Origin of the sequence: Streptomyces sp. NPDC053367 (genome assembly GCF_044545925.1) — a bacterium.
Taxonomy (GTDB): Bacteria; Actinomycetota; Actinomycetes; order Streptomycetales; family Streptomycetaceae; genus Streptomyces.
This window is the reverse complement of record NZ_JBITYN010000009.1, coordinates 33,131-56,840: the sequence shown is the minus strand read 5'-3', so window position 1 is coordinate 56,840 and position 23,710 is coordinate 33,131. Positions and strand designations below refer to the sequence as shown.

The 23,710-nt window shown below is 72.5% G+C and carries 26 protein-coding genes and 1 pseudogene; 12 read left to right on the top strand and 15 right to left on the bottom strand.

What is annotated here, in order from left to right; translation table 11 throughout:
- Window positions 1–6: 6 nt before the first annotated feature.
- From ACIGXJ_RS24780 to ACIGXJ_RS24730, 11 genes are all read right to left on the bottom strand, one after another.
- Window positions 7–498 (bottom strand): nuclear transport factor 2 family protein, encoded by a 492-nt coding sequence (locus ACIGXJ_RS24780; RefSeq protein ID WP_399649253.1) that lies wholly within the window; start codon window positions 496–498, stop codon window positions 7–9.
- Window positions 492–1,193: an SDR family NAD(P)-dependent oxidoreductase gene (locus tag ACIGXJ_RS24775; protein ID WP_399649250.1), complete on the bottom strand. Its 702-nt coding sequence runs from the start codon at window positions 1,191–1,193 to the stop codon at window positions 492–494. The genes ACIGXJ_RS24780 and ACIGXJ_RS24775 overlap by 7 nt, the downstream gene beginning before the upstream one ends.
- A 20-nt stretch (window positions 1,194–1,213) precedes the next feature.
- Window positions 1,214–1,522: a muconolactone Delta-isomerase family protein gene (locus ACIGXJ_RS24770; RefSeq protein ID WP_399649249.1), complete on the bottom strand. Its 309-nt coding sequence runs from the start codon at window positions 1,520–1,522 to the stop codon at window positions 1,214–1,216.
- A 53-nt stretch (window positions 1,523–1,575) separates the two neighbouring features.
- Window positions 1,576–2,610, bottom strand: coding sequence for an ankyrin repeat domain-containing protein (locus ACIGXJ_RS24765; RefSeq protein ID WP_399649246.1), 1,035 nt, complete (start codon window positions 2,608–2,610; stop codon window positions 1,576–1,578).
- On the bottom strand, window positions 2,610–3,056 hold the full coding sequence (locus ACIGXJ_RS24760) for a nuclear transport factor 2 family protein (RefSeq protein ID WP_399649242.1): 447 nt from the start codon (window positions 3,054–3,056) through the stop codon (window positions 2,610–2,612). Before ACIGXJ_RS24760 ends, ACIGXJ_RS24765 begins: the two co-directional genes overlap by 1 nt.
- 238 nt (window positions 3,057–3,294) lie before the next feature.
- On the bottom strand, window positions 3,295–3,765 hold the full coding sequence (locus ACIGXJ_RS24755; protein ID WP_399649240.1) for a nuclear transport factor 2 family protein: 471 nt from the start codon (window positions 3,763–3,765) through the stop codon (window positions 3,295–3,297).
- Entirely contained in the window at window positions 3,762–4,997 is a 1,236-nt protein-coding gene (locus tag ACIGXJ_RS24750) for a low temperature requirement protein A (protein WP_399649238.1), read from the bottom strand. The genes ACIGXJ_RS24755 and ACIGXJ_RS24750 overlap by 4 nt, the downstream gene beginning before the upstream one ends.
- A 72-nt stretch (window positions 4,998–5,069) precedes the next feature.
- The gene (gene glgA / locus ACIGXJ_RS24745; RefSeq protein WP_399649236.1) at window positions 5,070–6,263 is read right to left on the bottom strand and encodes a glycogen synthase; all 1,194 of its coding nucleotides are present in this window, start codon (window positions 6,261–6,263) and stop codon (window positions 5,070–5,072) included.
- 278 nt (window positions 6,264–6,541) lie between these two features.
- A complete protein-coding gene (locus ACIGXJ_RS24740; RefSeq protein ID WP_399649234.1) occupies window positions 6,542–7,264 on the bottom strand; it encodes an aspartate/glutamate racemase family protein in 723 nt (240 codons plus the stop codon).
- A gap of 1 nt (window position 7,265) precedes the next feature.
- Window positions 7,266–8,045 carry a sulfite exporter TauE/SafE family protein gene (locus ACIGXJ_RS24735; RefSeq protein WP_399649231.1) on the bottom strand — a complete coding sequence of 260 codons (780 nt, stop codon included), beginning with the start codon at window positions 8,043–8,045 and terminating at the stop codon, window positions 7,266–7,268.
- The gene (locus tag ACIGXJ_RS24730; protein WP_399649228.1) at window positions 8,038–9,060 is read right to left on the bottom strand and encodes a TauD/TfdA family dioxygenase; all 1,023 of its coding nucleotides are present in this window, start codon (window positions 9,058–9,060) and stop codon (window positions 8,038–8,040) included. The genes ACIGXJ_RS24735 and ACIGXJ_RS24730 overlap by 8 nt, the downstream gene beginning before the upstream one ends.
- 273 nt (window positions 9,061–9,333) lie before the next feature.
- Here ACIGXJ_RS24730 and ACIGXJ_RS24725 point away from each other — a divergent pair, with 273 nt between their 5' ends.
- Complete coding sequence (locus tag ACIGXJ_RS24725) at window positions 9,334–10,632, top strand: benzoate/H(+) symporter BenE family transporter (protein WP_399649226.1); 1,299 nt, start codon at window positions 9,334–9,336, stop codon at window positions 10,630–10,632.
- On the opposite strand, the pseudogene ACIGXJ_RS24720 reads toward ACIGXJ_RS24725, so the two are convergent.
- Window positions 10,558–10,923: pseudogene (locus tag ACIGXJ_RS24720) on the bottom strand (helix-turn-helix domain-containing protein); the annotation flags it as partial. The gene ACIGXJ_RS24725 and the pseudogene ACIGXJ_RS24720 overlap by 75 nt on opposite strands.
- Window positions 10,924–11,665: 742 nt before the next feature.
- Here ACIGXJ_RS24720 and ACIGXJ_RS24715 point away from each other — a divergent pair.
- From ACIGXJ_RS24715 to ACIGXJ_RS24700, 4 genes are all read left to right on the top strand, one after another.
- A complete protein-coding gene (locus ACIGXJ_RS24715; protein WP_399649224.1) occupies window positions 11,666–12,754 on the top strand; it encodes an LLM class flavin-dependent oxidoreductase in 1,089 nt (362 codons plus the stop codon).
- Window positions 12,751–13,347 (top strand): FMN reductase, encoded by a 597-nt coding sequence (locus ACIGXJ_RS24710; protein WP_399649221.1) that lies wholly within the window; start codon window positions 12,751–12,753, stop codon window positions 13,345–13,347. The genes ACIGXJ_RS24715 and ACIGXJ_RS24710 overlap by 4 nt, the downstream gene beginning before the upstream one ends.
- An 85-nt stretch (window positions 13,348–13,432) precedes the next feature.
- The gene (locus ACIGXJ_RS24705) at window positions 13,433–14,137 is read left to right on the top strand and encodes a response regulator transcription factor (RefSeq protein ID WP_399649220.1); all 705 of its coding nucleotides are present in this window, start codon (window positions 13,433–13,435) and stop codon (window positions 14,135–14,137) included.
- On the top strand, window positions 14,138–15,559 hold the full coding sequence (locus ACIGXJ_RS24700) for an ATP-binding protein (RefSeq protein ID WP_399649217.1): 1,422 nt from the start codon (window positions 14,138–14,140) through the stop codon (window positions 15,557–15,559). It abuts the gene before it with no gap.
- Between the two features lie 15 nt (window positions 15,560–15,574).
- Here the strand turns inward: ACIGXJ_RS24700 and ACIGXJ_RS24695 are convergent, their stop codons facing one another.
- Complete coding sequence (locus ACIGXJ_RS24695) at window positions 15,575–16,462, bottom strand: NADP-dependent oxidoreductase (RefSeq protein WP_399649214.1); 888 nt, start codon at window positions 16,460–16,462, stop codon at window positions 15,575–15,577.
- Window positions 16,463–16,599: 137 nt separating this feature from the next.
- Between ACIGXJ_RS24695 and ACIGXJ_RS24690 the strand changes: the two genes are divergently transcribed.
- Window positions 16,600–17,013: a winged helix-turn-helix transcriptional regulator gene (locus tag ACIGXJ_RS24690; protein WP_399649211.1), complete on the top strand. Its 414-nt coding sequence runs from the start codon at window positions 16,600–16,602 to the stop codon at window positions 17,011–17,013.
- Here ACIGXJ_RS24690 and ACIGXJ_RS24685 read toward each other — a convergent pair.
- On the bottom strand, window positions 17,004–17,516 hold the full coding sequence (locus tag ACIGXJ_RS24685; protein ID WP_399650192.1) for a hypothetical protein: 513 nt from the start codon (window positions 17,514–17,516) through the stop codon (window positions 17,004–17,006). The two genes, ACIGXJ_RS24690 and ACIGXJ_RS24685, sit on opposite strands and share 10 nt — an antisense overlap.
- Before the next feature lie 133 nt (window positions 17,517–17,649).
- Here ACIGXJ_RS24685 and ACIGXJ_RS24680 point away from each other — a divergent pair, with 133 nt between their 5' ends.
- From ACIGXJ_RS24680 to ACIGXJ_RS24670, 3 genes are all read left to right on the top strand, one after another.
- Window positions 17,650–17,985 (top strand): YnfA family protein, encoded by a 336-nt coding sequence (locus tag ACIGXJ_RS24680; RefSeq protein ID WP_399649208.1) that lies wholly within the window; start codon window positions 17,650–17,652, stop codon window positions 17,983–17,985.
- A gap of 105 nt (window positions 17,986–18,090) precedes the next feature.
- Window positions 18,091–18,870: an SDR family NAD(P)-dependent oxidoreductase gene (locus tag ACIGXJ_RS24675; RefSeq protein WP_399649206.1), complete on the top strand. Its 780-nt coding sequence runs from the start codon at window positions 18,091–18,093 to the stop codon at window positions 18,868–18,870.
- Window positions 18,867–19,019, top strand: a complete 153-nt coding sequence (locus ACIGXJ_RS24670) for a hypothetical protein (RefSeq protein ID WP_399649203.1) — start codon at window positions 18,867–18,869, stop codon at window positions 19,017–19,019. Before ACIGXJ_RS24675 ends, ACIGXJ_RS24670 begins: the two co-directional genes overlap by 4 nt.
- A 16-nt stretch (window positions 19,020–19,035) precedes the next feature.
- Here the strand turns inward: ACIGXJ_RS24670 and ACIGXJ_RS24665 are convergent, their stop codons facing one another.
- Window positions 19,036–20,229, bottom strand: a complete 1,194-nt coding sequence (locus ACIGXJ_RS24665) for an RtcB family protein (protein ID WP_399649201.1) — start codon at window positions 20,227–20,229, stop codon at window positions 19,036–19,038.
- Between the two features lie 178 nt (window positions 20,230–20,407).
- On the opposite strand from ACIGXJ_RS24665, the gene ACIGXJ_RS24660 reads away from it, so the two are divergent.
- The 3 genes from ACIGXJ_RS24660 to ACIGXJ_RS24650 all read left to right on the top strand — a co-directional run bounded on the left by ACIGXJ_RS24660 (window position 20,408) and on the right by ACIGXJ_RS24650 (window position 23,677).
- Window positions 20,408–21,277, top strand: coding sequence for a DUF3558 domain-containing protein (locus tag ACIGXJ_RS24660; RefSeq protein WP_399649199.1), 870 nt, complete (start codon window positions 20,408–20,410; stop codon window positions 21,275–21,277).
- Between the two features lie 133 nt (window positions 21,278–21,410).
- Window positions 21,411–22,316, top strand: a complete 906-nt coding sequence (locus ACIGXJ_RS24655) for a DUF3558 family protein (RefSeq protein WP_399650190.1) — start codon at window positions 21,411–21,413, stop codon at window positions 22,314–22,316.
- A gap of 107 nt (window positions 22,317–22,423) precedes the next feature.
- Window positions 22,424–23,677: a DUF2637 domain-containing protein gene (locus tag ACIGXJ_RS24650; protein WP_399649197.1), complete on the top strand. Its 1,254-nt coding sequence runs from the start codon at window positions 22,424–22,426 to the stop codon at window positions 23,675–23,677.
- Window positions 23,678–23,710 lie beyond the last annotated feature (33 nt).

The following is a 23,710-nucleotide window of genomic DNA, read 5'->3' as shown; positions in this document are numbered from 1 at the left end:
TCGGGCTCAGGCGTACGCCATGGACACCCGGGCGATCCGGTCGTCGTCCACGTCGAACAGGTAGGTGGCCCGGAAGCCCATGAGCGGGCCCTCCGGGTCGAAGCGCAGCAGCACGCTGGTGGTGCCGTCGCGCTCCGGGGTGTTGCGCAGCACGGTCAGCCGGCCGCCGATCACCTCGTCGCTCGCCCAGGCACGGATCTCCTCGTGCCCGCGGAACTCGCGCCCGGTGTCGGTGACGACCGCGTCCGGTGCGAAGGCGGCGACCAGCGCCTCGACGTCCTTCTCGTCGACCGCGGTGACATAGCCGCGCACCGCGGGGTGCAGCGAGGCCATCGCGGCCGGGTCGTGCTCCTCGGGGGTGTCGCGCACCGCCTCCTTGGCGGCGGCCCGTACGTAGTCGCTGGTGAAGGCGAGGGCCACGCCCAGCACCAGTACCGCCGACAGGGCGTACGCGACGATCCGCCGCCTGCCGGGGCGGCGTGCGGCCAGGGTCACCATGCGATCCTCCTGCGGTTGCGGAAGAACCCGCCGGTGGGTCCGTCGTCCGGCAGCCGGGCGAGCCAGACCGCCGTGTCGGCGCCCTTCTCCACGCTGGTCGGCGCCCATGCGCCGCCCATGTCGGTGCGCACCCAGCCGGGGCACACCGCGTTGACCTTCACGCCGTGCCCGGCGGCCGCGGACACCACCAGGGTCAGCGCGTTCAGCGCCGCCTTGGAGATGCCGTACGCGGCCGGGGAGGGCACGTTGTCGGTCATGGCGCCGAGCCCGGAGGACACGTTGACGACACGGCCCCAGCCGCGCCGGGTCATCGCCGGGACGAACACCTGGCTGGTGTGGAAGGCGCCCATCAGGTTGACGTCGAGCGCCTCACGGAAGGTGTCCTCGCCCAGCGAGAAGAACGAGTCCGTCGGGTAGACGCCGGCGTTGTTGACGAGGACGTCGATCTCGACGCCGTCGGCGACCAGCCGGGTCGCGCAGTCGGTGACGCTCTCCCGGCTGGTGACGTCGAGCTGCTCCACCCGGAGCCGGCCGTCGGCGCCCTTGAGGCCGCGGGCCGCCGACCGGCCGCGCGCCTCGTCGCGTGCGGCGAGGACGACGTCGTGCCCGGCCTCCAGCAGCTGCCGGCAGATCTCCAGGCCGATGCCGCGGTTGCCGCCGGTGACGAGTGCGGTGCGGGTCCTTGACCGGCTCACGTGCGTTCCGTCCCCTCGGCTCAGACCTTGTAGCGCTTCTTGACGTCCTCGGCGAAGCCCAGGTAGTCGCGCAGCGGCCAGACCTTCTCGAACTCCAGGTACTCGCGCATGGGCAGCCGGCCCAGCGCGGTGCGGTCGAGCTCCTCGGCGTCGGGCGAGTCGATGATGGCTATGACCCGCTTCTGCGCGGCGACCTTCCAGATGCCGACGCAGAATCCGGAGTCGAGGGTCTCCTGCGCGTGCTCGGCCTCCTCCTGCTCGAGCTCCCAGAGCTCGTCGAGGGTCATACGGCCTTCGTGGATCCACTTCATCTGGACGTAGAAGAGCATGGGACGACTCCCGTCGTACGAAGGGTGGTTGGGGGCGGTCGGGGGCCGGGGGCTCAGCCGGCCGAGCGGGCGCGGATCAGCTCGGTCAGGGCGTGGCCCTCACCGAAGACCTCGACGGCCAGGTCGAGCGGCGACTTGCCGTCGTGGGCGACGTGGGTGAGGTCGGCGCCCGCCTCGACGAGGATGCGGGAGCAGTCCTCGTAGCCGTGCCAGAGGCTGTCGTGCAGGGGCGTGTAGCCGTTGGTGGCGCCGACCCAGTTCAGGTCGATGCCGTCCTGGCGGACGAGGTCGGCGGTGATGTCGGCGTGCCCGTTGTAGACGGCCTTGTGCAGCGGGACCGCGCCGAAGGTCGGCTCGACGGCGTTGACGTCGGCGCCCGCTGCGAGCAGCAGCCGCACGATCTCGGTGTGGCCGTCGCGGGAGGCGACCAGCAGCGGGGTGTGGCTGTCGTTGAAGCCGCCCACGTTGGGGTAGCGCTCGTCGACCTCGGCGCCCTCGTCGAGGAGCTTGCGCACCCGCTCGGTGTCGCCCTCGCTGGTCGCGGCCATCAGCTCCTGGCGGGCGATGGCGGCCTCGTCGGCGCTGCGCCGGGCGTTGAGGTGCTGCTCCGCCTCGAGGAGCTTGTCCTTGCCGAACGTGTTGACGTTCAGCTCGTACTGGAAGTGCTGCTCCAGCGAGAAGCCGTAGTGCGTGTAGATGTTCAGCGAGGTGCCCTGGGCGAGCAGGTACTCGGCGATGTCCGGGAACTTGTACCAGAGGGCGTCCATCAGCGCGGTGTGGCCGGTGGTCGTGGCGATGGCGTCGACGAACGCGCCGGCCTCGACGAGCTGGCGCACCACGTCCAGGCTGCCGCCCTGGCAGGCCTTGTGCAGGGCCGTGGCGCCCGCGCGCGGGTCGGTGGTGAGGACGTCGGCTCCGGCGGCTATCAGCACCCGCACGGTGGCGGGGTCGGCCTGGCCGGACGCGATCATCAGCGCGGTCAGCCCGGAGGACTCCTCGCGCGTGTCGGGGTTCGCGCCGGAGGCGAGCAGGCGCTCGACGACGGCAGTCTGGCGGCCGCGGACGGCCTTGATCAGTTCGGCGCTCATCAGACGGCCACCTCTTCGGGCTTGTCGCCGCGCAGGGCGCGGATGATCTCGGAGGGGTCGGTGTAGGACTTCCAGCGCACGATCTTTCCGTCGCGGACCGTGAGGGACTGGATGAATTCGATGTGGAATTCGACGCCGGTCTCCTTGACCACGGAGACCTCGTCGATGACACCGAATGCCTGGTCCCCGTCGGCGACGAGGTTGATCAGCCTCTCGGATTTCACGTCGACGGCACCGGTGAAGATCTGCAGGGTGCCGAGAACGGCCTCCCGGCCGTGGACCGTGCCGATCCACTTCATGTCGTCGTTGTAGCCGGGAACGATCGAGTAGTTGATCCACTCGACGTTCTCGTCCAGTGTGTTGAGCGCGGTCTCGAAATCACCGGAGGTAAGCGCCTCGAACCACGTCCGGGCGACTTTCCTGGTCTCTTCGGTGAGGTTGCTCATGGGGTCTCCTCGACAAGGTGGAGAGAGTGCCGAACGGGCGATCAGGCATTCCCGGAAAATCATTCGCGGGCCGATCGACCGGCGGCAAGAAAGGGAAGGTTGACTTCCTGACTTTCGGCACCCGCCGACCGGATTCCGGCTCCCGCCGACCGGCTTTCCGCTCGGCCGGCCGGTTTTCCGCTCCCGGCGACGGGCTCGCGGCTCCGCCGACGGGCTCACGGCTCCCGCCGGCCGGGACTCAGCTCTCGCCGGCCGCGATCTTGGCGGCTTCGGTGAACACCTGCTGGTTGCCGTCGGACCACAGCACGGTCATCACGACGTCGTCGATGACCCAGCCCGTCTCCGTGCGGGTGAGCCCGAAGCGGTACTTGCCGGCCAGCGTCCACAGCGGGCCGCCGTAGTCGTTCGGCATCCGGTGCGTGGCCTGGAACATGGCGGTGGCGGTCGCCGTGCCGTCGTCGGAGACCTCGGCGATGAAGTTGCTGAGGATGTGCTGGGTGGCGGTGAACGCGCCCAGCAGGCCGGACCAGGCGCCCACGAGGTCCTTGCGGGCGATGGTGAAGGGCTCACCGCCGTTCAGGCTCGTGTAGTCCAGCCGGATCTCGTCGGCGAAGGTCTCGCCGAGCTTGTCCCAGTCGCGGGAGTCGGTGTACCAGGCCATACGGGTGCAGGTGTCGATGACGTCCAGGCGGTCGGCCACGGAACTCATGAACGGTTCACCTCCGGTGTCGCGGTGACGCGGGTGGGCGGGGCAGGGGGGTGGTTCGGGCGGCCGCTCGGGTCGGCGGCCGTACGCAGATGGGGTGCGAGCCGGTCGATCTGCCGGGACCAGCGGTGCTCGCTGACCAGGGCGGCCACGATGAGCAGCCCCAGCACGAAGACCTCGGCGACGGCGCTGCTGTAGCGGCCGACGGCGATGGCGCCGAGGCCGACGGCGGAGGCCGCGAGGTGGAAGCGCTGCGGTCCGATCTTGAGGATGCCGTGGAACCAGGCGATGCCGGCGAGGTAGAGCGAGACGCCGCCGGCCAGCGCCGTGGAGGGCGCGAGCTCCAGCGGGTCGAAGGGGTGCACGATGGTCTTCTTCACGGCGGAGGCGATCAGGATCAGCCCGAGCAGCATCGGGACGTGGGCGTAGAAGAACGCGCTGAGCGCGAGCCGGGAGCGCTGGTGGGCGCCCTCCTTCTCCAGCGCCCGTTCCGCCCGCCGGGCCTTCTCGGACTCGTCGAAGTACACCCACCACAGACAGGCCGGGATGACGAAGATCAGCAGGGCCGTGGTCACGTGCGAGAGCCCGGCCTGCCCGCCGTCCATGCCGATGCCGAGCGCCAGGAACGAGTCGCCCAGCGCGATGATCATCAGCAGTCCGTGGCGCTCCACGAAGTGCCCGGGCCGCAGCGCGAAGCCGGACACGCCGGTCACCATCGGCGCGACGACCTCCAGCAGCACGGCCGTGGCCCACAGCGCGTAGACGGCCGGTCCGTCCAGGAACCCGGCCACGATGACCAGCAGCGCGGACAGCGTGTGGAAGGGCGCGATCCGCAGCATGTTGCGGGCCGCGTCGGGGCCGCCGTACGCGAACAGCGCCGCGTGGACGCCGACGGTCAGCAGGTAGCCGATGCCGAAGGCCACGCCGTCGCCGCCGAAGGCGTTGGGCGTGGCCAGGCCGAGCACCAGGAAGGACGCCATGCCGAGCAGGAGCAGCAGCCGGTGGCTCTTGCGGTGCGGGGGCAGGTGGTTGGTGAGCCAGGCGTAGCCGCCGTACATCCACCACAGCAGCCAGAACACCAGCAGGACCTGCAGCAGGCCGCGCGGGGTCATGTCCCGGCTGAGCAGCCGGGCGAGCTGGGTGAAGTTGAAGACGAAGGCGAGGTCGAAGAACAGCTCCAGGGTGGTGACCCTCGTCTCGCCGTGCGTGGTCGACGGGGACTGCGCTTCCGACATGTCCGCGAACGTAACGGCCGTGCGGGTGCCCCGGTCAACGCCTTCGAACGGACTCCATGAGGTCGCGCCGCCTCATCCGCGCAGCACGCCGCGGTACACCTCGTGCACCCGTTCGGCGGCCACGTCCCAGCCGAACTCCCGCTCGGCGCGCAGCCGTCCGGCGGCGCCCATGGAGCGGGTGAGCGCGGGCTCGGCCAGGAGCCGGTTGACGGCGGCGGCGAAGTCGGAGGCGAAACGTTTCTCGTCGAGTGGGGTACCGGTCCCGTCCTGCTCCTGCTCGATCGGCACGAGCAGCCCGGTCTCGCCGTCGACGACGACCTCGGGGATCCCCCCGGTGGCGGTGGCGACCACCGCGGTCCCGCACGCCATGGCCTCCAGGTTGACGATCCCCATGGGCTCGTAGAGCGAGGGGCACACGAACACCGAGGCGTGGGTGAGCAGTTGGCGCAGCGAGCGCTGGTCGAGCATCCCGTCGATCCGCACCACCCGCCCGCGCCTGCGCCCCAGCTCCTCGGCGAGTGCGGCGGTCTCGGCGGCGATCTCCGCGGTGTCGGGCTGCCCGCAGCACAGCACGAGCTGTGCGTCGGCGTCGATCTCGAAGGCGGCGCGCAGGAGTTGGGGCAGCCCCTTCTGGCGGGTGACCCGCCCGACGAACAGCACGATCGGCAGACCGGGGTCGACCCCGTGCCGCAGAAGGGCGTCGGTGCCGTGGTCGGGCCCGTGGGCGGCGGTGTCGATGCCGTTGTGCACGACGTGCACGCGCGCGGGGTCGACCTCGGGGTACACCCGCAGGATGTCCTCCCGCATGCCCCGGGACACGGCGATCACGGCGTCGGCGTTCTCCAGGGCGGCCCGCTCCACCAGCGAGGACAGGGCGTACCCCCCGCCCAGCTGTTCGGCCTTCCACGGCCGCAGCGGCTCCAGGCTGTGCGTGGTGACCACGTGCGGGACGCCGTACAGCGTCTTCGCCAGATGCCCGGCCCCGTTGGCGTACCAGGTGTGGCTGTGCACCAGTTCGGTGCCCTCGCAGCCGGCCGCCATCGCCACGTTCGCGCCGAGGGTGCGCAGGGCCGTGTTGGCCCCGTCGGCCAGGTGCGGCTCCCGGTAGGCGGTCACCCCCTCCTCCTCGCGGGGTGCGCCGAAGCAGTGCACGCGCAGGTCGACCAGACGCCGTAGCGCCTTGGCGAGTTCGGCGGCGTGGACTCCGGCTCCGCCGTAGATCTCCGGCGGGTACTCCTTGGTGAGCAGATCGACGCGTGTGTTCATCCGACTTCCTGAGGTAGGCGAGCCTGGCGGCAGGTCTGGCGGCAGCCGCGGCCCGGACCTCAGGGCGGTGTTCCGGCCCGGTGGGGACGGGTCGCAGGGTGCCTGAACTGGCCTTGCGGGGGGCCGGCGGGGCTGCGACGGCGGGGTTGTCGGCGCATCCGCCACCGGCCCCCTCGGCGGCACGGTAGCCAGAAACCGGGCGGCCACCCGGCCCGGACCTCAGGACGGCGGGCGGGCGGCGCACCGGGTCGGCCCCGTCCGGCACCTCCCCGCGCGGGTCAGAGGACGCCGGCCGCGACCGGGACCTCCCGCACCGTCAGGGCCTCCCGCACCGTCGCCCGCGCCAGCACGGCCGTGGGGTCCACGACGGGCAGGCCGGCGCTTCTCCCGCCGAGGACGAGCGGCAGTTCGGTGCAGCCGGCCACGAGCAGGCCCGCGCCCCTGACCGCCAGTTCCTCGCCGGCCCGCTCGACGAGCCGGGCGGCGGCCGGGCCCGTGTCGCCCGCCTTGACCCGGCGGATGGCGCCGGTCACGGCCTCGCCCTGCGAGAGCTCACCCGGCACGACGACCCGCAGGCCCGCCGCCTCCAGGGCCCGCTGGTACAGGCCCGCGCGGATCGTGCCGGTCGTGGCCAGCAGTCCGACCGCCGTGACCTCGGGGTGGGCGGAGCGGATCTCGGCGGCGGTCTCCGCGATCATGTCGAGCATCGGGACGCGCACGCTGGTGCGCACCTCGTCGAGGAAGGCGTGCGCGGTGTTGCACGGGGTGGCGATGACCCGCGCGCCCAGCGCCTCCAGCCGGTGCGCCCCGCGTACGAGCCATGGCGTCGGGTCGGGGCCGTGCCCGGTCAGCGCGGCCGACCGGTCCGGCACGGTCGGGTCCGCCCACACCACGACCGGCAGATGGTCCTGGTCGACGCCCGCCGGGGTGGCGTCGATCACCTTCCGGTAGAAGTCTGCCGTGGCCAACGGGCCCATCCCGCCCAGGATTCCGACGGTCATCTCACGTCCCCCACTGATCGAGTGCCAGCTTGCCGACCAGCGCGGCGACGACGACGAGCAGCACCGCCCGTACGAACCCGCTGCCGCGCTTGAGTGCCATGCGGGCGCCCACCGAGGCGCCCGCGAGGTTGAACAGCGCCAGGACGGGTGCCAGCGCCCACAGCACCGTGCCCTGGTAGGTGAACATCGCGAGCGCGCCCAGGTTCGTGCCGACGTTGACGACCTTGGCGGTCGCCGACGCGGTGACCATGTCCATGGACAGCACCGCGACCAGGCCGATCACCAGGAAGGTCCCGGTGCCGGGGCCGAGCAGGCCGTCGTAGAAGCCGATGCCCGCGCCGACCACGACGACCGCGGTCAGCACCCGCCGCCGGGACACGGGGCCGCCCGCGGGCCGCTGCCCGAACTGGGGCCGCAGGACGACGAACGCGGCCACGGCGAGCAGCAGCACCATGATCACGGGGCGCAGCACCGCGCTGTCCACGCCGGCCGCGAAGAACGCGCCGACGACGGCCGCCGCCGCGGCCGTGGAGCCCAGCCGGACCGCGAGGCGCACGTCGACGGGGGCCCGCCGGGCGTAGGTGACGGCGGCCGCGGAGGTCCCGACGACGCCGACGGCCTTGTTGGTGCCGAGGGCGTACGCGGGAGCCAGGTGCGGGAAGGCGATCAGCAGGGCGGGCACCTGCAGCAGCCCGCCGCCGCCGACCACCGCGTCGACCCAGCCCGCGAGGGCCGCGGCGAGGCACAGCAGCACCGCCGCGGTGAGGGTCAGGTCATGCACGGGCGTAGCTGTCCTTGCTCAGCACCCGGCCGCCGGGCCGCACCAGGGCGCCGGCGGGCAGCTCGCCGGGATAGGGGTAGAACCGGCGCAGCCAGCGGTCGGCGCCGTCGTAGCGCGGGCTGAAGTCGCTGCGGCCGTGCACCACGATCCGGTTGTCCACCAGCAGCAGTTCGCCCCGGTCGGCCCGCACCGCGCGGTGCACGGCGTGCATGGCCCGGTTGAGGCGCTCCAGGGCCTCCTGTGCCTCGGTGTCCGTGCCGAAGGTGTTGTGCATGTTGAAGCGGACCCGGGTGCCGGGGGCGTCGGCGGGACCGTCCATGAGGACCGGGTGCGGTTCGGTGACCGGCCGCTCGTGCTCGGCGACGCCGCGGGTGAAGGAGAGCGGGAAGCGGCTGCGGTAGCGGGGTGTGCGCAGCAGTTCCCGGTCGGCGGCGGACAGCAGCGGCTCGGCCTCGCGGACGGAGGCCACCATGGTGGCCGCGCGCCGGTCGTGGTCGGGACGCAGGCACAGCAGCCCCAGGTGCGAGGGCCGCACCGGGTGGTGGACGTTCTCGGTGTGGAAGTCGAAGAGCGTGGAGCCGGAGTTCAGCGGCTTGGCCGCGTCGCCCGCGACGGGGTACACGTCGTGCACGAGCGCCCCGGACTTCTCGTCCTCGTAGCCGATCAGACCGCCCAGGGGGTGCGCGATCAGGGCGACGAGGAGGCTGGAGGGGTGGGTCTCGCCGAGCACGTTGGCGCCGTACGCGGCCGGAGTCGCCGGGATGTCGCCGACGGGCAGTCCGCGCAGGACGAGGAGGCCGTGGTCGGGCGGTGTGTCACGGAAGGACTCGACGCCGCTCCGCAGCCGGGCCGGCATCCGCCCGGCGAGCGCGGCGAAGGCCCCGCTCTGCAGGGTCTGCTCCAGCGGGCCGGGCAACTGGGCTGCTTCGTGGAGCAGTTGGGTCAGGAGGGTGGTGTCGGCCGGGTCGAGGGCGAGGGCGGCGAGGTCCGCACGGGGTTCCGCAAAGGTCGTCATGCCGAAGATCCTTCGTCGCCAACGGCGCTCGTGGCCAGGAAAGTTGACCGACCGGAAACGTCCATGACCCACACCGGTCACACCCCGTGCCTGTCCGGTACCTGACGCGGCCTGAAGCGGACGCACCGTGCGGCGCCGCGATCCGGTGCGGTGCGGCAGCATGGGGGCGGGTGCGGCAACGTCTTCGGGGGAGGTGTTCCGCGATGTCAGAAATCTCTTCGTTCTCCTTCATCTGGGGCTGAGTCATTGCGGTCGGTGCGGTCGGTGCGGTCGGTGTCCTTGTCCGCGGTCAACGCGGGTGTCGTGGCGATGGCGGTCTCCTACGCGGGACCGCTCGCCCTCGTGCTGGCCGCCGCCGACGCGGCCGGCCTGAGCGCGGCGCAGACCTCGTCGTGGGTGTGGGCGATCTCCGTCGGCGCCGGCCTGACCTGTGTGGGGCTCAGTTGGTGGAGCCGGGCGCCGGTGATCACGGCGTTCTCCACGCCGGGCGCGGCCATCCTGGTCACCGCCCTGCCCCAGCACGACTACGCCGAGGCCGTCGGAGCCTTCCTCCTGGCGGGCGCCGCGGCGACGGCGCTGACCGTCACCGGGGTGTTCACCCGGGTCCTCGCCAGGATCCCGGAGGGGATCGTCTCGGCGATGCTCGCCGGGATCCTGTTCTCGTTCGGCACGGCGATCTTCACCTCCCTGCGCTCGGCCCCGCTGCTCGCGGGCGCCATGGTGGTGGGCTATCTCCTGGTCAAGCGTCTGTGGCCGACGTACGCGGTGATGGGGGCGCTCGCCGCCGGGCTCGCCGTCGCCGCGGCGGGCGGCGGACTCGACGCGGACATCGCGGGCGCGGGGCTCGCGGTGCCGCACCTCACGGTGCCGCACTTCTCGGCGGGGGCGCTCGTCGGCATCGGGGTGCCGTTGCTGGTCGCCACGCTCGCCGGGCAGTACGCGCCGGGGATGGCCGTGCTGCGCGCCGACGGCTACGAGCCCGGGGAGCGCGTGGTGTGCGGGACGACGGGGGCGGTGTCGACGCTGCTCGCGCCGTTCGGCTCGCACGCGGTGAACCCGGCGGCGATCACCGCGGCCATCTGCACCGGGCCGGAGGCGCACCCCGACCCGGCCAGGCGCTGGGTCGCGGGGGTGAGCTGCGGCGTCGGCTATCTGGTCGTGGGCTGCTTCGGCTCCACGCTCGTGGCGCTGTTCACCGGGCTGCCCGCGGCGCTGGTGGCGACGCTGGCCGGGGTGGCGCTGCTCGGGGCGCTGTCGGGCAGTCTGGCCCGTACGGTCGCCGACGAGCGCCACCGGGAGGCCTCCGTCATCACCTTCCTCGCGACGGCCTCCGGAGTGACGGTCGCGGGGATCGGCTCACCGTTCTGGGGGCTCCTCGCCGGTGTCCTCGCCCATGTCCTGCTCAAGGTCCGACGGCGTGAGCCAGCCGGCCCGCTCGGCCAGGACGGCGACCTGGAACCGGCTGGTGGCGCCGAGCGCGGAGGTGAGGTCGTTGACCATCCGGCGGACGGTGCGGGAGGAGACACCGAGACGCCGCCCGACCGCCTCGTCGGTCAGTCCCTCCGCGAGTAGCCGCAGGACGGTCCGCTGCCGCCGGTCGGGCCGGCCCTCCTCGACCTCGTGGCCGGCGGTGCGCCTGCCCGTCCCGAGTTCGGTCGCCTGGCTCCACACGTACTCGAACTGGCTGCGGAGCACCTCGACCAGGAACGGGTCGTAGACGAGAACGGCGGCGACCTGCCCGTCCCGGCCGGCCGCGGGCACGATGGCCAGGTGCCGGTCGACGACTAGGAGCCGGTGCGGCAGCGTCAGCGCGGTACGCACCCGGGCGCCCGCCTTGACCAGTTGCCGCAGGTAGGCGGACATGTGCGGCAGCGCGGCGGAGGAGGCGAGGTGGACGGTGCGCATGGCGACGCCGCGCCGCAGCGCGATCCGGTCCCGGGCGAGGCCCTCCTCCAGCATGTGCTCGGGCACCGCGCGGTCGGGGTGCAGGGAGAGCACCTCCTCGTGCGCCTGCTGCGCGGCGTCCTCCAGGGCGGTGCCGATGTTGGCCATGCCCTCGACGAGCTGGACCTGGGCGCCCGAGACGCGCATGGCGTGGATGGGGTGGAAGTCGGTGAGCATCCGCACCATCGCCTCGCGGGTCCGCCTGGTCTGCTCGACGAGCTCGGTGACGCGGCGGGCGTCGTCGGCGAGCAGGTGCACGAGCGCGGCCTCCGAGGACACGCAGGCCCAGCCGCTGGGCGTGGCGGTGGTCCGCACGAGGAGGCCCAGCGCGGCCAGGTCCTGTACGGCGGCCTCGTACTCCTCGCTGCTCCAGCCCAGCGACCGGCACACGGCCGTCGGTGTCCAGGCGGCGTCCTGGACGGCGATCAGATAGAGGCTCTGCGCGAGTTCGCGTTCCGGCGCGGTCGTCCTGCTCAATGGATCCCCCATGGTTGCGCGCCCGGGCGCGAGGAAGGCCGTCCTCCCGTCCGGGGAGTGACGGCCTCGTCACACGGCATCACACCCTACGCCGACGGCCCGTCCGGCCCGGTGGAATAACCCGCCGCCCGCCCCCGTTCAAGGGCTATAGTTGAACGGTCAACAACCTGGAGGGTGAGCGACCATGCAGTTCGGGATCTTCAGCGTCGGGGATGTCACGACGGACCCGACCACCGGCCGGACGCCGACCGAACGCGAGCGGATCAAGGCCATGGTCGCCATCGCGCAGAAGGCGGAGGAGGCCGGGCTGGACGTGTTCGCCATGGGCGAGCACCACAATCCGCCGTTCGTGCCGTCGTCGCCGACGACCATGCTGGGCTGGATCGCCGCCCGCACCGAGCGGATCATCCTCTCCACGTCCACCACGCTGATCACCACCAACGACCCGGTGAAGATCGCCGAAGACTACGCGATGCTCCAGCACCTCGCCGACGGCCGCGTCGACCTGATGATGGGCCGCGGCAACACCGGACCGGTCTACCCCTGGTTCGGCAAGGACATCCGCGACGGCATCGACCTCGCCATCGAGAACTACGCCCTGCTGCGCCGCCTGTGGCGCGAGGACGTCGTCGACTGGGAGGGCAAGCACCGCACGCCCCTGCAGGGCTTCACCTCCACGCCCCGCCCGCTCGACGGCGTACCGCCGTTCGTCTGGCACGGCTCCATCCGCTCGCCGGAGATCGCCGAGCAGGCCGCGTACTACGGCGACGGCTTCTTCCACAACAACATCTTCTGGCCCGCCGACCACACCAAGCGGATGGTCGAGCTCTACCGGGAGCGCTACGCCCACTACGGCCACGGCACGCCCGAGCAGGCGATCGTCGGCCTCGGCGGCCAGGTGTTCATGCGGCACAGCTCGCAGGACGCGGTGCGCGAGTTCCGCCCCTACTTCGACAACGCGCCCGTCTACGGCCACGGCCCGTCCCTGGAGGACTTCACCGCCCAGACCCCGCTGACCGTCGGCACCCCGGAGCAGGTGATCGAGAAGACGCTGGGCTTCCGCGAGTACGCCGGCGACTACCAGCGCCAGCTGTTCCTGGTCGACCACGCCGGGCTGCCGCTGAAGACCGTACTGGAGCAGATCGACATGCTCGGCGAGGAGGTCGTGCCCGTGCTGCGCAAGGAGTTCGCCGCCGGCCGCCCCGAGAACGTGCCGGACGCGCCCACCCACCAGTCCCTGCTCGCCGCCGCCTCCAAGGAGGTCCTCGCATGAAGCTCGTCGTCGTCTCCGCGGGGCTGAGCGTCCCCTCCTCCACCCGCCTGCTCGCCGACCGCCTCACCGCCGCGGTGCGGCGGGAGACGCCCGTGCAGGTGCAGGTCGTCGAACTGCGCGAACTCGCCGTGGAGATCGCCCAGAACTTCACCAACGGCTTCCCCGGGCGGTCCCTCGCCGCCGCGTTGGACGCCGTGACGGAGGCCGACGGGCTGATCGTCGTCACGCCCGTGTTCTCGGCGTCCTACAGCGGACTGTTCAAGTCGTTCTTCGACGTCCTCGACAAGGACGCCCTGACCGGCAAGCCGGTGCTGATCGCCGCGACCGGCGGCACCGCGCGCCACTCGCTGGTCCTCGACCACGCGCTGCGGCCGCTGTTCGCCTACCTGCGGGCCGTCGTCGTACCGACCGGGGTGTACGCCGCCTCGGAGGACTGGGGCGCCGAAGGGCTGCAGGACCGCGTCGACCGGGCGGCCGGCGAGCTGGCCGCGCTGATCGGCGGGCGCGGCGGAACGCGGCGGCCCGCGCCGAAGGACGACCTCGCGGTCGTGCCGTTCGAACAGCGGCTCGCGGCGCTCCGCCCGACGGGATGAGCAGTCGGTGAGCAGTCGGTAAGAAGGGACGCGCACGCAGGTCGGGGCCGCCCGCCCGCACAGGTGGCTTTGCCACACTGGTCCGGTGGCCCCGACTGTTCTGCTCGCCGAAGACGACCGCGCCATCCGGCACGCCCTGGAGCGCGCCCTCACCCTGGAGGGCTACCGGGTGACGGCGGTCGCCGACGGTGTGGAAGCCCTGGAGCAGGCGCACCGGACACCGCCGGACGTCCTCGTCCTCGACGTGATGATGCCCGGCAAGGACGGCCTGCAGGTCTGCCGCGAACTGCGCGCCGCGGGCGACCGCACACCGATCCTGATGCTGACCGCGCTGGTGGAGACCGCCGACCGGATCGCCGGCCTGGACGCCGGCGCCGACGACTACGTCGTCAAGCCCTTCGACGTCGAGGAGGTCTTCGCCCGTCTGCGCGCCCTGCTGCGCCGCGCCGGCTCCCCGCAGGAGACCGCCCCCGCCGCGGCCCCCGCCGGCGGCACCCTGGAGGCGGCCGGGCTGCGCATGGACCCGCAGGCCCGCCGGGCCTGGCGCGGGGAGCGCGAACTGGAGCTCACCCGCACCGAGTTCGAGCTCCTCGAACTCCTCGTACGGCATGCCGGCACGGTCCTCGACCACGCCACCGTCTACGACCGCATCTGGGGCTACGACTTCGGGCCCGGCTCCAAGAACCTCGCCGTCTACGTCGGCTACCTGCGCCGCAAACTGGACGAACCGGGCGCGCCGCAGCTGATCCACACCGTCCGCGGGGTCGGTTACGTGCTGCGGGAGGGCTGAGTGGACGCCGGCGGCCGCCGCTGGCGGCTGGTGTCGCTGCGCACCACCTTCGCGCTGTCCTTCGCCGCGGTCACCGCGGGCGTCACCGTCCTCGTCGGCATCCTGTCCTACGGCGCCGCCGCCCGCCTGGTGCGCGTGGACCAGCAGACCGTCTTCGACGAGGTCGTGCAGGACGTACGGGCCGAGGTGCGGCGCGACCGCATGACCCCGGCCGACTTCTCCTCGGCACCCGGCCACGACCTGGTCCGCCCCGCCCGCACGGACGTCCAGGTGCTGGGACCCGACGGGCACGTCTTCGACGAGGGCAGCCCGGGACTGCCGGTCGGCGACGACGACCGCCGGATCGCGGGCGCCGCCCCGGCCGGACGGCTCGTCGTCCACGAGGGAGTCGACGTCGGCGACGACGTCTACCGGGTGGCGACCGTCGCGCTCGGCGGCGGACGCGGCGCCGTCCAGGTCGGCCAGCAGTTCAGCGACACCGAGGACCTGCTGCGGGCGCTCCAGCAGCGCACGCTGGTCCTGGTCGGCGCGGTCGTCGCGGGCGCGGGCCTGTTCGGCTGGTGGCTGGCCTGGCGCATCACCCGGCGCCTGGTCGCCCTCACCTCCGCCGCCGAGGCCGTCGCCCGCACCCGCCGGCTCGGCATCGAGGTGCCCGTGTCCGGCAACGACGAGGTGGGCCGGCTCGGCCGCGCCTTCGACCGCATGCTGGGCCGGCTCGCCCAGTCGGAGGAGGACCAGCGCCGCCTGGTCCAGGACGCCGGCCACGAACTGCGCACCCCCCTCACCTCCCTGCGCACGAACATCTCCCTGCTGCGCCGCATGGACGAACTCCCGCCCGAGGCCCGCGAGGAACTCGTCGCCGACCTCGGCCAGGAGGCCCGCGAACTGACCGACCTGGTGAACGAACTCGTCGACCTCGCAGCCGGCCAGTCCGACAGCGAGCCGCCCCAGCGGGTCGACCTCGCCGACATCGCCGAGGACGTCGCCGCCGTGGCCCGCCGCCGCACCGGCCGGGAGATCACCGTGCGGGCGACCGGGGTCACGGCCACCCAGGGCCGCGCCGGCTCCCTCACCCGAGCCGTGTCCAACCTCGTCGAGAACGCCGCCAAGTTCGACCGCGACGGACACGCCCCGATCGAGATCCGCGTCACCGGCGGCCCCGGCACCGGCCTCCCCGTCAAGCTGGAGGTCCTCGACCGCGGCCCCGGCATCAGCGACGACGACCTCGTCCGCGTCTTCGACCGCTTCTACCGCGCCGCCGACGCCCGCGCCCTCCCCGGCTCCGGCCTCGGCCTCTCCATCGTCCGCGAGATCGCACTCACCCACGGCGGCGCCCCGTTCGCCTACCGCCGAGAGGGAGGCGGCTCGGTGATCGGCTTCACGGTGCCGACGTCGTTCTCGGAGACGGAGCCGGGCCTGTGAACGCCTTCGCCACACCTACGGCACCAGCACGACCCGCCCCCGCACCCCGCCCTCGGCCAGTCGGGCGTGTGCCTTCTGCGCGTCCTCCAGGGGGACCGTCTCCGCGACCCGCAGGGTGAGTACCCCGTCGTCCACCAGCCGGGCCAGCTCGGCCAGCCGGGCGCCGTCCGCGGCGACCTCGACGGCGGCCACCCGTACGCCCCGCACCGAGGGCGGCTCGGCCTGGGGGATCACGCCCGCGTAGGCGCCCCCGTCGCGGGCCCGGGCGAGGGCGCGCTCGCCGAGGACCGCCGCGTCCAGCACCGCGTCGAAGCCGCCCTCGGTCCCGTCGGTCACGAACGCCGAGGCGCCCAGCGACCGCACCAGCTCCTCGTCGTCCTCCCGGGCCAGCCCCGTCACCTCGACCCCCGCGTGTGCGGCGAGCTGGACGGCGAAGCCGCCGACCGCGCCCGCCGCCCCCGTCACCAGCAGCGACTGACCCGGCCGCAGGTCCAGCAGGTCCAGGGCCTGGGCGGCGGTCAGGGCGTTCAGCGGGAGGGTCGCCGCGTGCACCACGTCGACCGACGCGGGCACCTTGGCCACCGCGTCCGTGTCCACGACGACGTACTCCGCGTGCGTCCCCAGCGCCTTCGCCACGCCGTACTGCAGGGCGACCACCCGCTCGCCCGGCTGCCACGCCGAGGCGACGCCCACCGCGTCGACCGTGCCGGCCACGTCCCAGCCGAGGCCCAGCTGTGTCCCGGCCCCGCCGAACCCGCCCGAGCGCACCCCGGCGTCCACCGGGTTCAGCGTGGCCGCCTCGACCTTGATCCGCACCTGCCGCGCGGCCGGCTCGGGCACCGGCGCGTCCACGATCCGCACGGCCTCAGGACCGCCGAACTCCGTCACCACTGCAGCACGCATCTCAACTCTCCCCGTCGTCCGGGCACTTGCGGGTCGTCCGACCCCGTGCCGACAACCCTAGGAAGAGTTACTATCCACGGGGAAGTAGTTACCTGGAGGTGCCTACCGCACCCGAAGGGGAGCCACGGAGGAGACGCATGCCCACCCAGACCGCCGCCCAGCGCCGTGAGCAGGCCCGCGCCGAGTACGACGCCTTCATCAAGGCCTGCCCCACCAACCAGCTGCTCGACCGGATCAGCGACAAGTGGGTCAGCCTCGTCGTCTCCGCCCTCGCCCCCGCCCCCATGCGCTACAGCGACCTCAGCCGCAAGATCGCCGGGGTGAGCCCCAAGATGCTCACCCAGACCCTGCGCTCCCTCGAACGCGACGGCATCCTCACCCGCACGGTCACCCCGTCCGTCCCCGTCCGCGTCGACTACGCGCTCACCCCCCTCGGCCGCAGCCTCGCCCTGCTCCTGACCGCCGTGAAGGACTGGGCCGAGACCCACTTCGACGAGGTCCACCGGGCCCGCGAGCGCTACGACCACCAGCCCCAGCCGGCTCAGAAGTAGTACGTGTCCCCGGTGTCCAGCACCAGCACCCGCTGCCGGTCGTTCTCCCGGTTCCGGTCCACCGCACCCCCGCCCCACACCGTGTCCAGCTCCAGCGACACCTCCGGCGGCGCCCCCGGCAGCCGTACCGCCAGCTCGGCCCGCTCCCCCAGCCCGTCCGCCGCCAGCTCCCCGGTACGGCACACCACCACCCGCTCCCCCGCCCGCGCACACCCCTCGGGCAACTCCTGCCGCACACCCGGCGGCACCGACCAGCGCAGCCGCACCGTCGCGTCCGGCACCGCGTCCGGCCCGTGGTTGCGCGCCACGAACCGCACCCGCATCCGGCCGCCCGCCATCACGACGGACCCGTGATACGACAGATCGGCCTCCGCCACCGGCACGGCCTCCGCCACCCCCGACAACTCCGGGCCGCTCACCGCGCCCGCCCCGGGCGCCCCCGCACCGGCGGCCGAACCCAGCACCGCACCGCACACCACGAGCCCTCGCGCCACCGTCCGCATGCCGTTCACCAGACCGTCCACCAGCCCTCGCTCCCACACTCCGCCGGTACGCACGGCCCATGTATCCCCCGGCCCACTCGCCCCCAGGCGCCCTCCAACAGGTGACAGTCACCCGCCGTGCCAAGCTGCGCCCATGCACGTGCTCCGCTCCGCCGCCCTCTTCGTCCTCGCCGCGCTGTTCGAGATCGGCGGCGCCTGGCTGGTCTGGCAGGGCCTGCGCGAACACCGCGGCTGGCTGTGGATCACCGGCGGCGTCCTCGCCCTCGGCGCCTACGGCTTCGTCGCCACCTTCCAGCCCGACGCCCACTTCGGCCGCATCCTCGCGGCGTACGGCGGGATCTTCGTCGCGGGCTCGATCCTGTGGGGCGTGGTCGCGGACGGTTACCGCCCCGACCGCTGGGACGTCGCGGGCGCGCTGATCTGTCTCGCGGGCATGGCCGTGATCATGTGGGCCCCGCGAGGCGGCTGACGGCCCGGCCCCGTCCGCCCGGCGAAACTCCGCGTCACCCACAGGCGGACGCCGCCTATCCTGGCCGGAGCCCGCGTTGTGAACGCCAGTCCGAGGAGCAGCCCCATGGCCACCGCCGCACCGTCCGCAGCCTCCCGCATCGCCGTCGTCACCGGTGCGAGCAGCGGAATCGGCGCCGCCACCGCCCGGCAGCTGGCCGCGGCCGGCTACCGCGTCGTGCTCACCGCGCGCCGCAAGGACCGCATCGAGGCGCTGGCCGAGGAGATCGATGCGGCGGGCCACTCGGCGACGGCGTACCAGCTGGACGTCACCGACCGCGCCGCGGTCGACGAGTTCGCGACGGCCTTCCGGACGATCGGCGTGCTGGTGAACAACGCCGGCGGCGCCCTCGGTGCCGACCCGGTCGCCACCGGCTCCCCCGACGACTGGCGCACGATGTACGAGACCAACGTCATCGGCACCCTGAACCTCACCCAGGCACTGCTGCCCAAGCTGGAGGCCAGTGGCGACGGCACGGTGGTCGTGGTCTCCTCCACCGCCGGCCACGGCACCTACGAGGGCGGTGGCGGCTACGTCGCCGCCAAGCACGGCGCCCACGTCCTCGCCGAGACCCTCCGCCTGGAGATCGTCGGCCGCCCGGTCCGCGTCATCGAGGTCGCCCCCGGCATGGTGAAGACGGACGAGTTCGCCCTGACCCGCTTCGGCGGCGACCGGGCGAAGGCGGAGAAGGTCTACGCGGGCGTCCCCGACCCCCTCACGGCCGACGACGTGGCCGAGACCATCACCTGGGCGGTCACCCGCCCGAGCCACGTCAACATCGACCTCCTGGTCGTCCGCCCCCGCGCCCAGGCCTCCAACACCAAGGTCCACCGAGAGCAGCCGTGACGACCCCCGAGCCCTCCTCCGCGCGCCGGGCCCGCCAGGCCCGGGAAAAGCGCGACGAGCGCCAGATGTGGATGTGGCTCGCCTACTTCCTCTTCGGCATCCACATCGTGGCGCTCGTCATGATCTACGCGGTCAGACACGCGAAGTAGCGCGCCGCGGCCCTGCTCAGCCCTTCACGCAGACGACCTGCTTCAGCTTCGCCACGACCTCCACGAGGTCCCGCTGCTGGTCGATGACCTGCTCGATGGGCTTGTAGGCGCCCGGGATCTCGTCCACGACGCCGGAGTCCTTGCGGCACTCCACGCCCCGCGTCTGCTCCTCCAGGTCCTTCGTCGAGAAGCGCCGCTTGGCGGCGTTGCGGCTCATGCGCCGGCCGGCGCCGTGCGAGGCCGAGTTGAAGGCCTTCTCGTTGCCGAGGCCCTTCACGATGTAGGAGCCGGTGCCCATGGAGCCGGGGATGATGCCGTAGTCGCCGGAGCCCGCGCGGATCGCGCCCTTGCGGGTCACGAGCAGGTCCATCCCGTCGTAGCGCTCCTCGGCCACGTAGTTGTGGTGAGCGCTGATCTCCTGCTCGAAGGCCGGCTTCGCCTTCTTGAACTCCTTGCGGATCACGTCCTTCAGGAGCGCCATCATGAGCGTGCGGTTGTACTTGGCGTACTCCTGGGCCCAGAACAGGTCGTTGCGGTACGCCGCCATCTGCGGGGTGTCCGCCACGAACACGGCGAGGTCGCGGTCGACCAGGTTCTGGTTGTGCGGGAGCTTCTGGGCCACGCCGATGTGGTACTCCGCCAGCTCCTTGCCGATGTTGCGGGAACCGGAGTGGAGCATCAGCCAGACGGAACCCTCCGTGTCCGTGCACACCTCGACGAAGTGGTTGCCGGATCCGAGCGTGCCCATCTGCTTGGTGGCACGCTCCTGACGGAACTTGACCGCTTCGGCGATCCCGTCGAACCGCCCCCAGAAGTCGTCCCACCCGCCGGTGGCCAGCCCGTGGAAGCGCCCCGGGTCGACGGGGGAGTCATGCATGCCCCGACCCACCGGAATCGCCTGCTCGATCTTCGACCGCAGCCGCGACAGATCCCCGGGAAGGTCGTTCGCCGTGAGGGACGTCTTCACGGCGGACATCCCGCAGCCGATGTCCACGCCGACCGCGGCCGGGCACACGGCACCGCGCATGGCGATGACGGAGCCGACGGTCGCGCCCTTGCCGTAGTGGACGTCCGGCATGACCGCGAGGCCCTTGATCCAGGGCAGGGTCGCGACATTGCGGAGCTGCTGCATGGCGACGTCCTCGACGGTCGCCGGGTCGGTCCACATACGGATGGGCACCTTGGCGCCGGGCACCTCGACGTACGACATATCGCCCTCATTCCCCCGGAAAACAATCAGAAGCCTTGAATCGCAAAACCGGCGCCAAGGTCGATGAAAGGGACAACGGACCGGCGTCCACGGCAATGCGTGCGATACACATTGTCTGCGGGTGACACCCCCGCCCGGCAACCGAATAAGTCCGAAGAGGACCGAGAGGAGCCCGACCGTGCAGCGGAAGGCCTACGTACCCGGCGTCGCCGCCCTGCTCGTGGCGCTGCTGGCCGGCTGCACCGGCGGTTCCGACGGCGGCGCCCGCTCCGACGGCTCCAACCCGGAGGACACCGGGACGACCGTCACCGACGTCGAGCCCGGCCGCTACGGCACGCTCCCCGAGCCCTGCGGCGTCGTGGGCCGCGACACGCTCGACACCCTGCTGCCCGGCATCCTCGAGATCCCCGACGAGGTCCGGCGCGAGCAGGCGTACGAGGGCGAGGCGACGCTCACCTACGACACGGACCGCAAGGTCGGCTGCCGCTGGAAGGTCGAGTCCGCGACGGCCACGGACCACCTGCTGATCGACTTCGAGCGCGTGGTGTCGTACGACACGGCGGTCAGCGACGAGACCGAGGCCGAGTCCCTCTTCGCCGGGAAGGTCACCGCGGCGGACCTGCCCGAGCCGACCGTGACGGAGACGGTGACGGCGCCGGCCACGGGCGCCGGGACCGGCGCGGAGAGCGGGAGCAGCCCCTCCCCCGGGAAGAGCTCCCCCGGCCGCAGCTCCGCCGGGAAGAGCCCGTCCGCCACGCACTCTCCCGGCGGCAGCCCGAGCGCCACCCCGTCCTCCACCCCGACCGCGCTCCAGCCCCGGCTGCTGGACGACCTCGGCGACGAGGCGTTCGTCGACGACGAGCTCAGCAGCTCCGGTTCGACGGCCAAGCGCCGCACGGTCACTGTGGCGTTCCGCACGTCGAACGTCATCGTGACCATCGAGTACGAGGAGCAGCCGGCGACCGTCGGCACGGTGCCCGACAGCCAGGAAATGCAGGACAGGGCGCGGAAACTGGCGTCCCGGCTCGCCGACTCCCTGTCGGGCTGAGCCACTTGTGCGGGCGGCCGGTGCCGCCCGGTGGAGTGTCCGAAGGCGGGCCGTGCGCGTCCGGCACCGCGTACCGTGGCCCCTCGGACCCGATCCGACCGCAGGAACCACGAGCGTCATGAGTGAAGGAACCATGCAGCGACGAGCACAGCGAGCCGACCGGTCTGAACAGCGTGCCCTGCGAGTGACGCGGCGTCGCCGCGCGCTCGTCGGTGCCGCCGCCCTCCCCGTGGTGCTGCTGGCCGCGGCCTGCTCCTCCGGCTCCGACTCCGACGGCGAGGACGCCAAGCAGGCGTCCCCGAGCGTGACGGCGAGCCCGTCGCCGACCGTGCGGGAGGCGGCGTACGGCACGCTGCCCGAGGCGTGTGACGCGCTGTCGGCCAAGACGCTGGAGGATCTGGTGCCCGAAGCGCGCAAGTCGGGCAAGGAGGGCAGTTCGGACGATCTGGAGTCGCGGGGGAGCTGCTCCTGGGACAGCCTCGACAACAACGGCGTCAAGGGCTCGCAGTTCCGCTGGCTGAACGTCTCGCTGCTGCGCTTCGAGTCGGACGTCACACGCGGCGCGGGCGATGAGCTGGCCAAGGAGTACTACGCCGGCCAGGTCGAGGACGCGCGGGCGGCGACAGGCGCGCGGAACGTGAAGTCGGCGCCCGCCGCGGGCATCGGCGACGAGGCGACGGCCGTGCGCTACGACCTGAAGAAGAAGGAGGGCTCCTTCAAGCAGCAGACGGTCGTGGCCCGGGTGGAGAACGTCGTCGTGACGGTCGACTACAACGGCGCCGGCCTGGCCGGTGACAAGACTCCGGACGCGGACGAGCTGATGAAGGACGCCCAGAAGGCGGCCAAGGAGGCCGTCGCGGCCGTCCTGAAGGCGAACAGTGCGGTCAGCGGGGACGCCGACGCCAAGGTGCCGTCCGCGACGAAGTCTCCGTCGAAGTCCGCCTCGACCTCCTCGGGCACCTCCCTGCAGCAGCCGTCGTCGACCAAGTCGGCCTCCACCTCGCGCAGTTCGTCGAAGTCCTCGACCCGCAAGAGCTGAGCCCCGCAGGCCCCCGGAAGGTCTGCGTCCGGTCCGGCCACCCGTTCCCCGCACATGTGTGCCACTCTGTTGCCCGCACAACAGCACGCAGTGGGAGGGGAGTACGGGTGGCCGCGCCCATACAGCTGACACGGATGCACCGCGTTCTCATCGGCGTGGTCGTCTTCGGTGCCGTGATCATCGCCGGCATCGGTTTCGCGGGCTCCTACGCCGCCGTCCGCGAGCTGGCCCTGCAGAAGGGCTTCGGGAACTTCTCCTACGTCTTCCCGATCGGCATCGACGCCGGTATCTGCGTCCTGCTCGCCCTGGATCTGCTGCTGACGTGGATCCGCATCCCGTTCCCGCTGCTGCGGCAGACGGCGTGGCTGCTGACGGCGGCGACGATCGCGTTCAACGGCGCGGCCGCCTGGCCGGACCCCCTGGGCACGGGCATGCACGCGGTGATCCCGGTCCTGTTCGTGGTGGCCGTGGAGGCGGCGCGGCACGCGATCGGCCGGATCGCGGACATCACGGCCGACAAGCACATGGAGGGCGTGCGGCTCACCCGCTGGCTGCTCAGCCCGCTGCCGACGTTCCTGCTGTGGCGGCGGATGAAGCTGTGGGAGCTGCGCTCGTACGACCAGGTGATCAAGCTGGAGCAGGAGCGGCTGGTCTACCAGGCCCGGCTGCGGTCCCGCTACGGCCGGGCCTGGCGGCGCAAGGCCCCGGTGGAGTCGCTGATGCCGCTGCGCCTCGCCCGTTACGGTGTGCCGCTGGCGGAGACGGCCCCGGCGGGGCTGGCCGCGGCGGGCATCGAGCCGGCGCTGATCCCGCCGGCTCCCCAGACTCCTCAGGTGCAGCAGCAGCCGCAGCCGGCCGCCATCGCGGTGCCGGCGCAGCAGCAGCTGCCCGCGCCGGAGCAGGGTGTGGACCCGCATCCGGACCAGAACCCCTGGCTGCACGCCCGCGACCCGCACTCGGTGGAGTACCACGGCGGCTACGACCCCAACTACGACCCGGAGCTGTATGGGCCTCCGTACGAGGAGTACGAGGAGTCGCCGTTCCCGCCGCACGAGCACGAGGAGGAGCGCCCGCAAGGGGGTCCCTCCGCGGAGGAGACGGGCGGCTTCCCGGTGCCGGCGGGGCCGGGCCGTACCCGTGAGCTGGGTGAGGGCGGCGGCTCCGAGCCGGACGAGGAGGCGTACTACCAGGTCTTCCGGGAGTCGATCAAGAGCGGGAACGGGGCGCCCACACCGCGCGGGTTCATGGCGGACGTCGAGGCGACGTACGGTCTCGTGCTCCCGGAGGCCGAGGCCAAGCGGATGGTGAACCGTTTCTCGAACCGTCTGAACGCGGAGATGCAGGAAGAGCACATCGCGTAAGGCGGCGGACAGCGAGAAGGGGCCCTCTTCCGG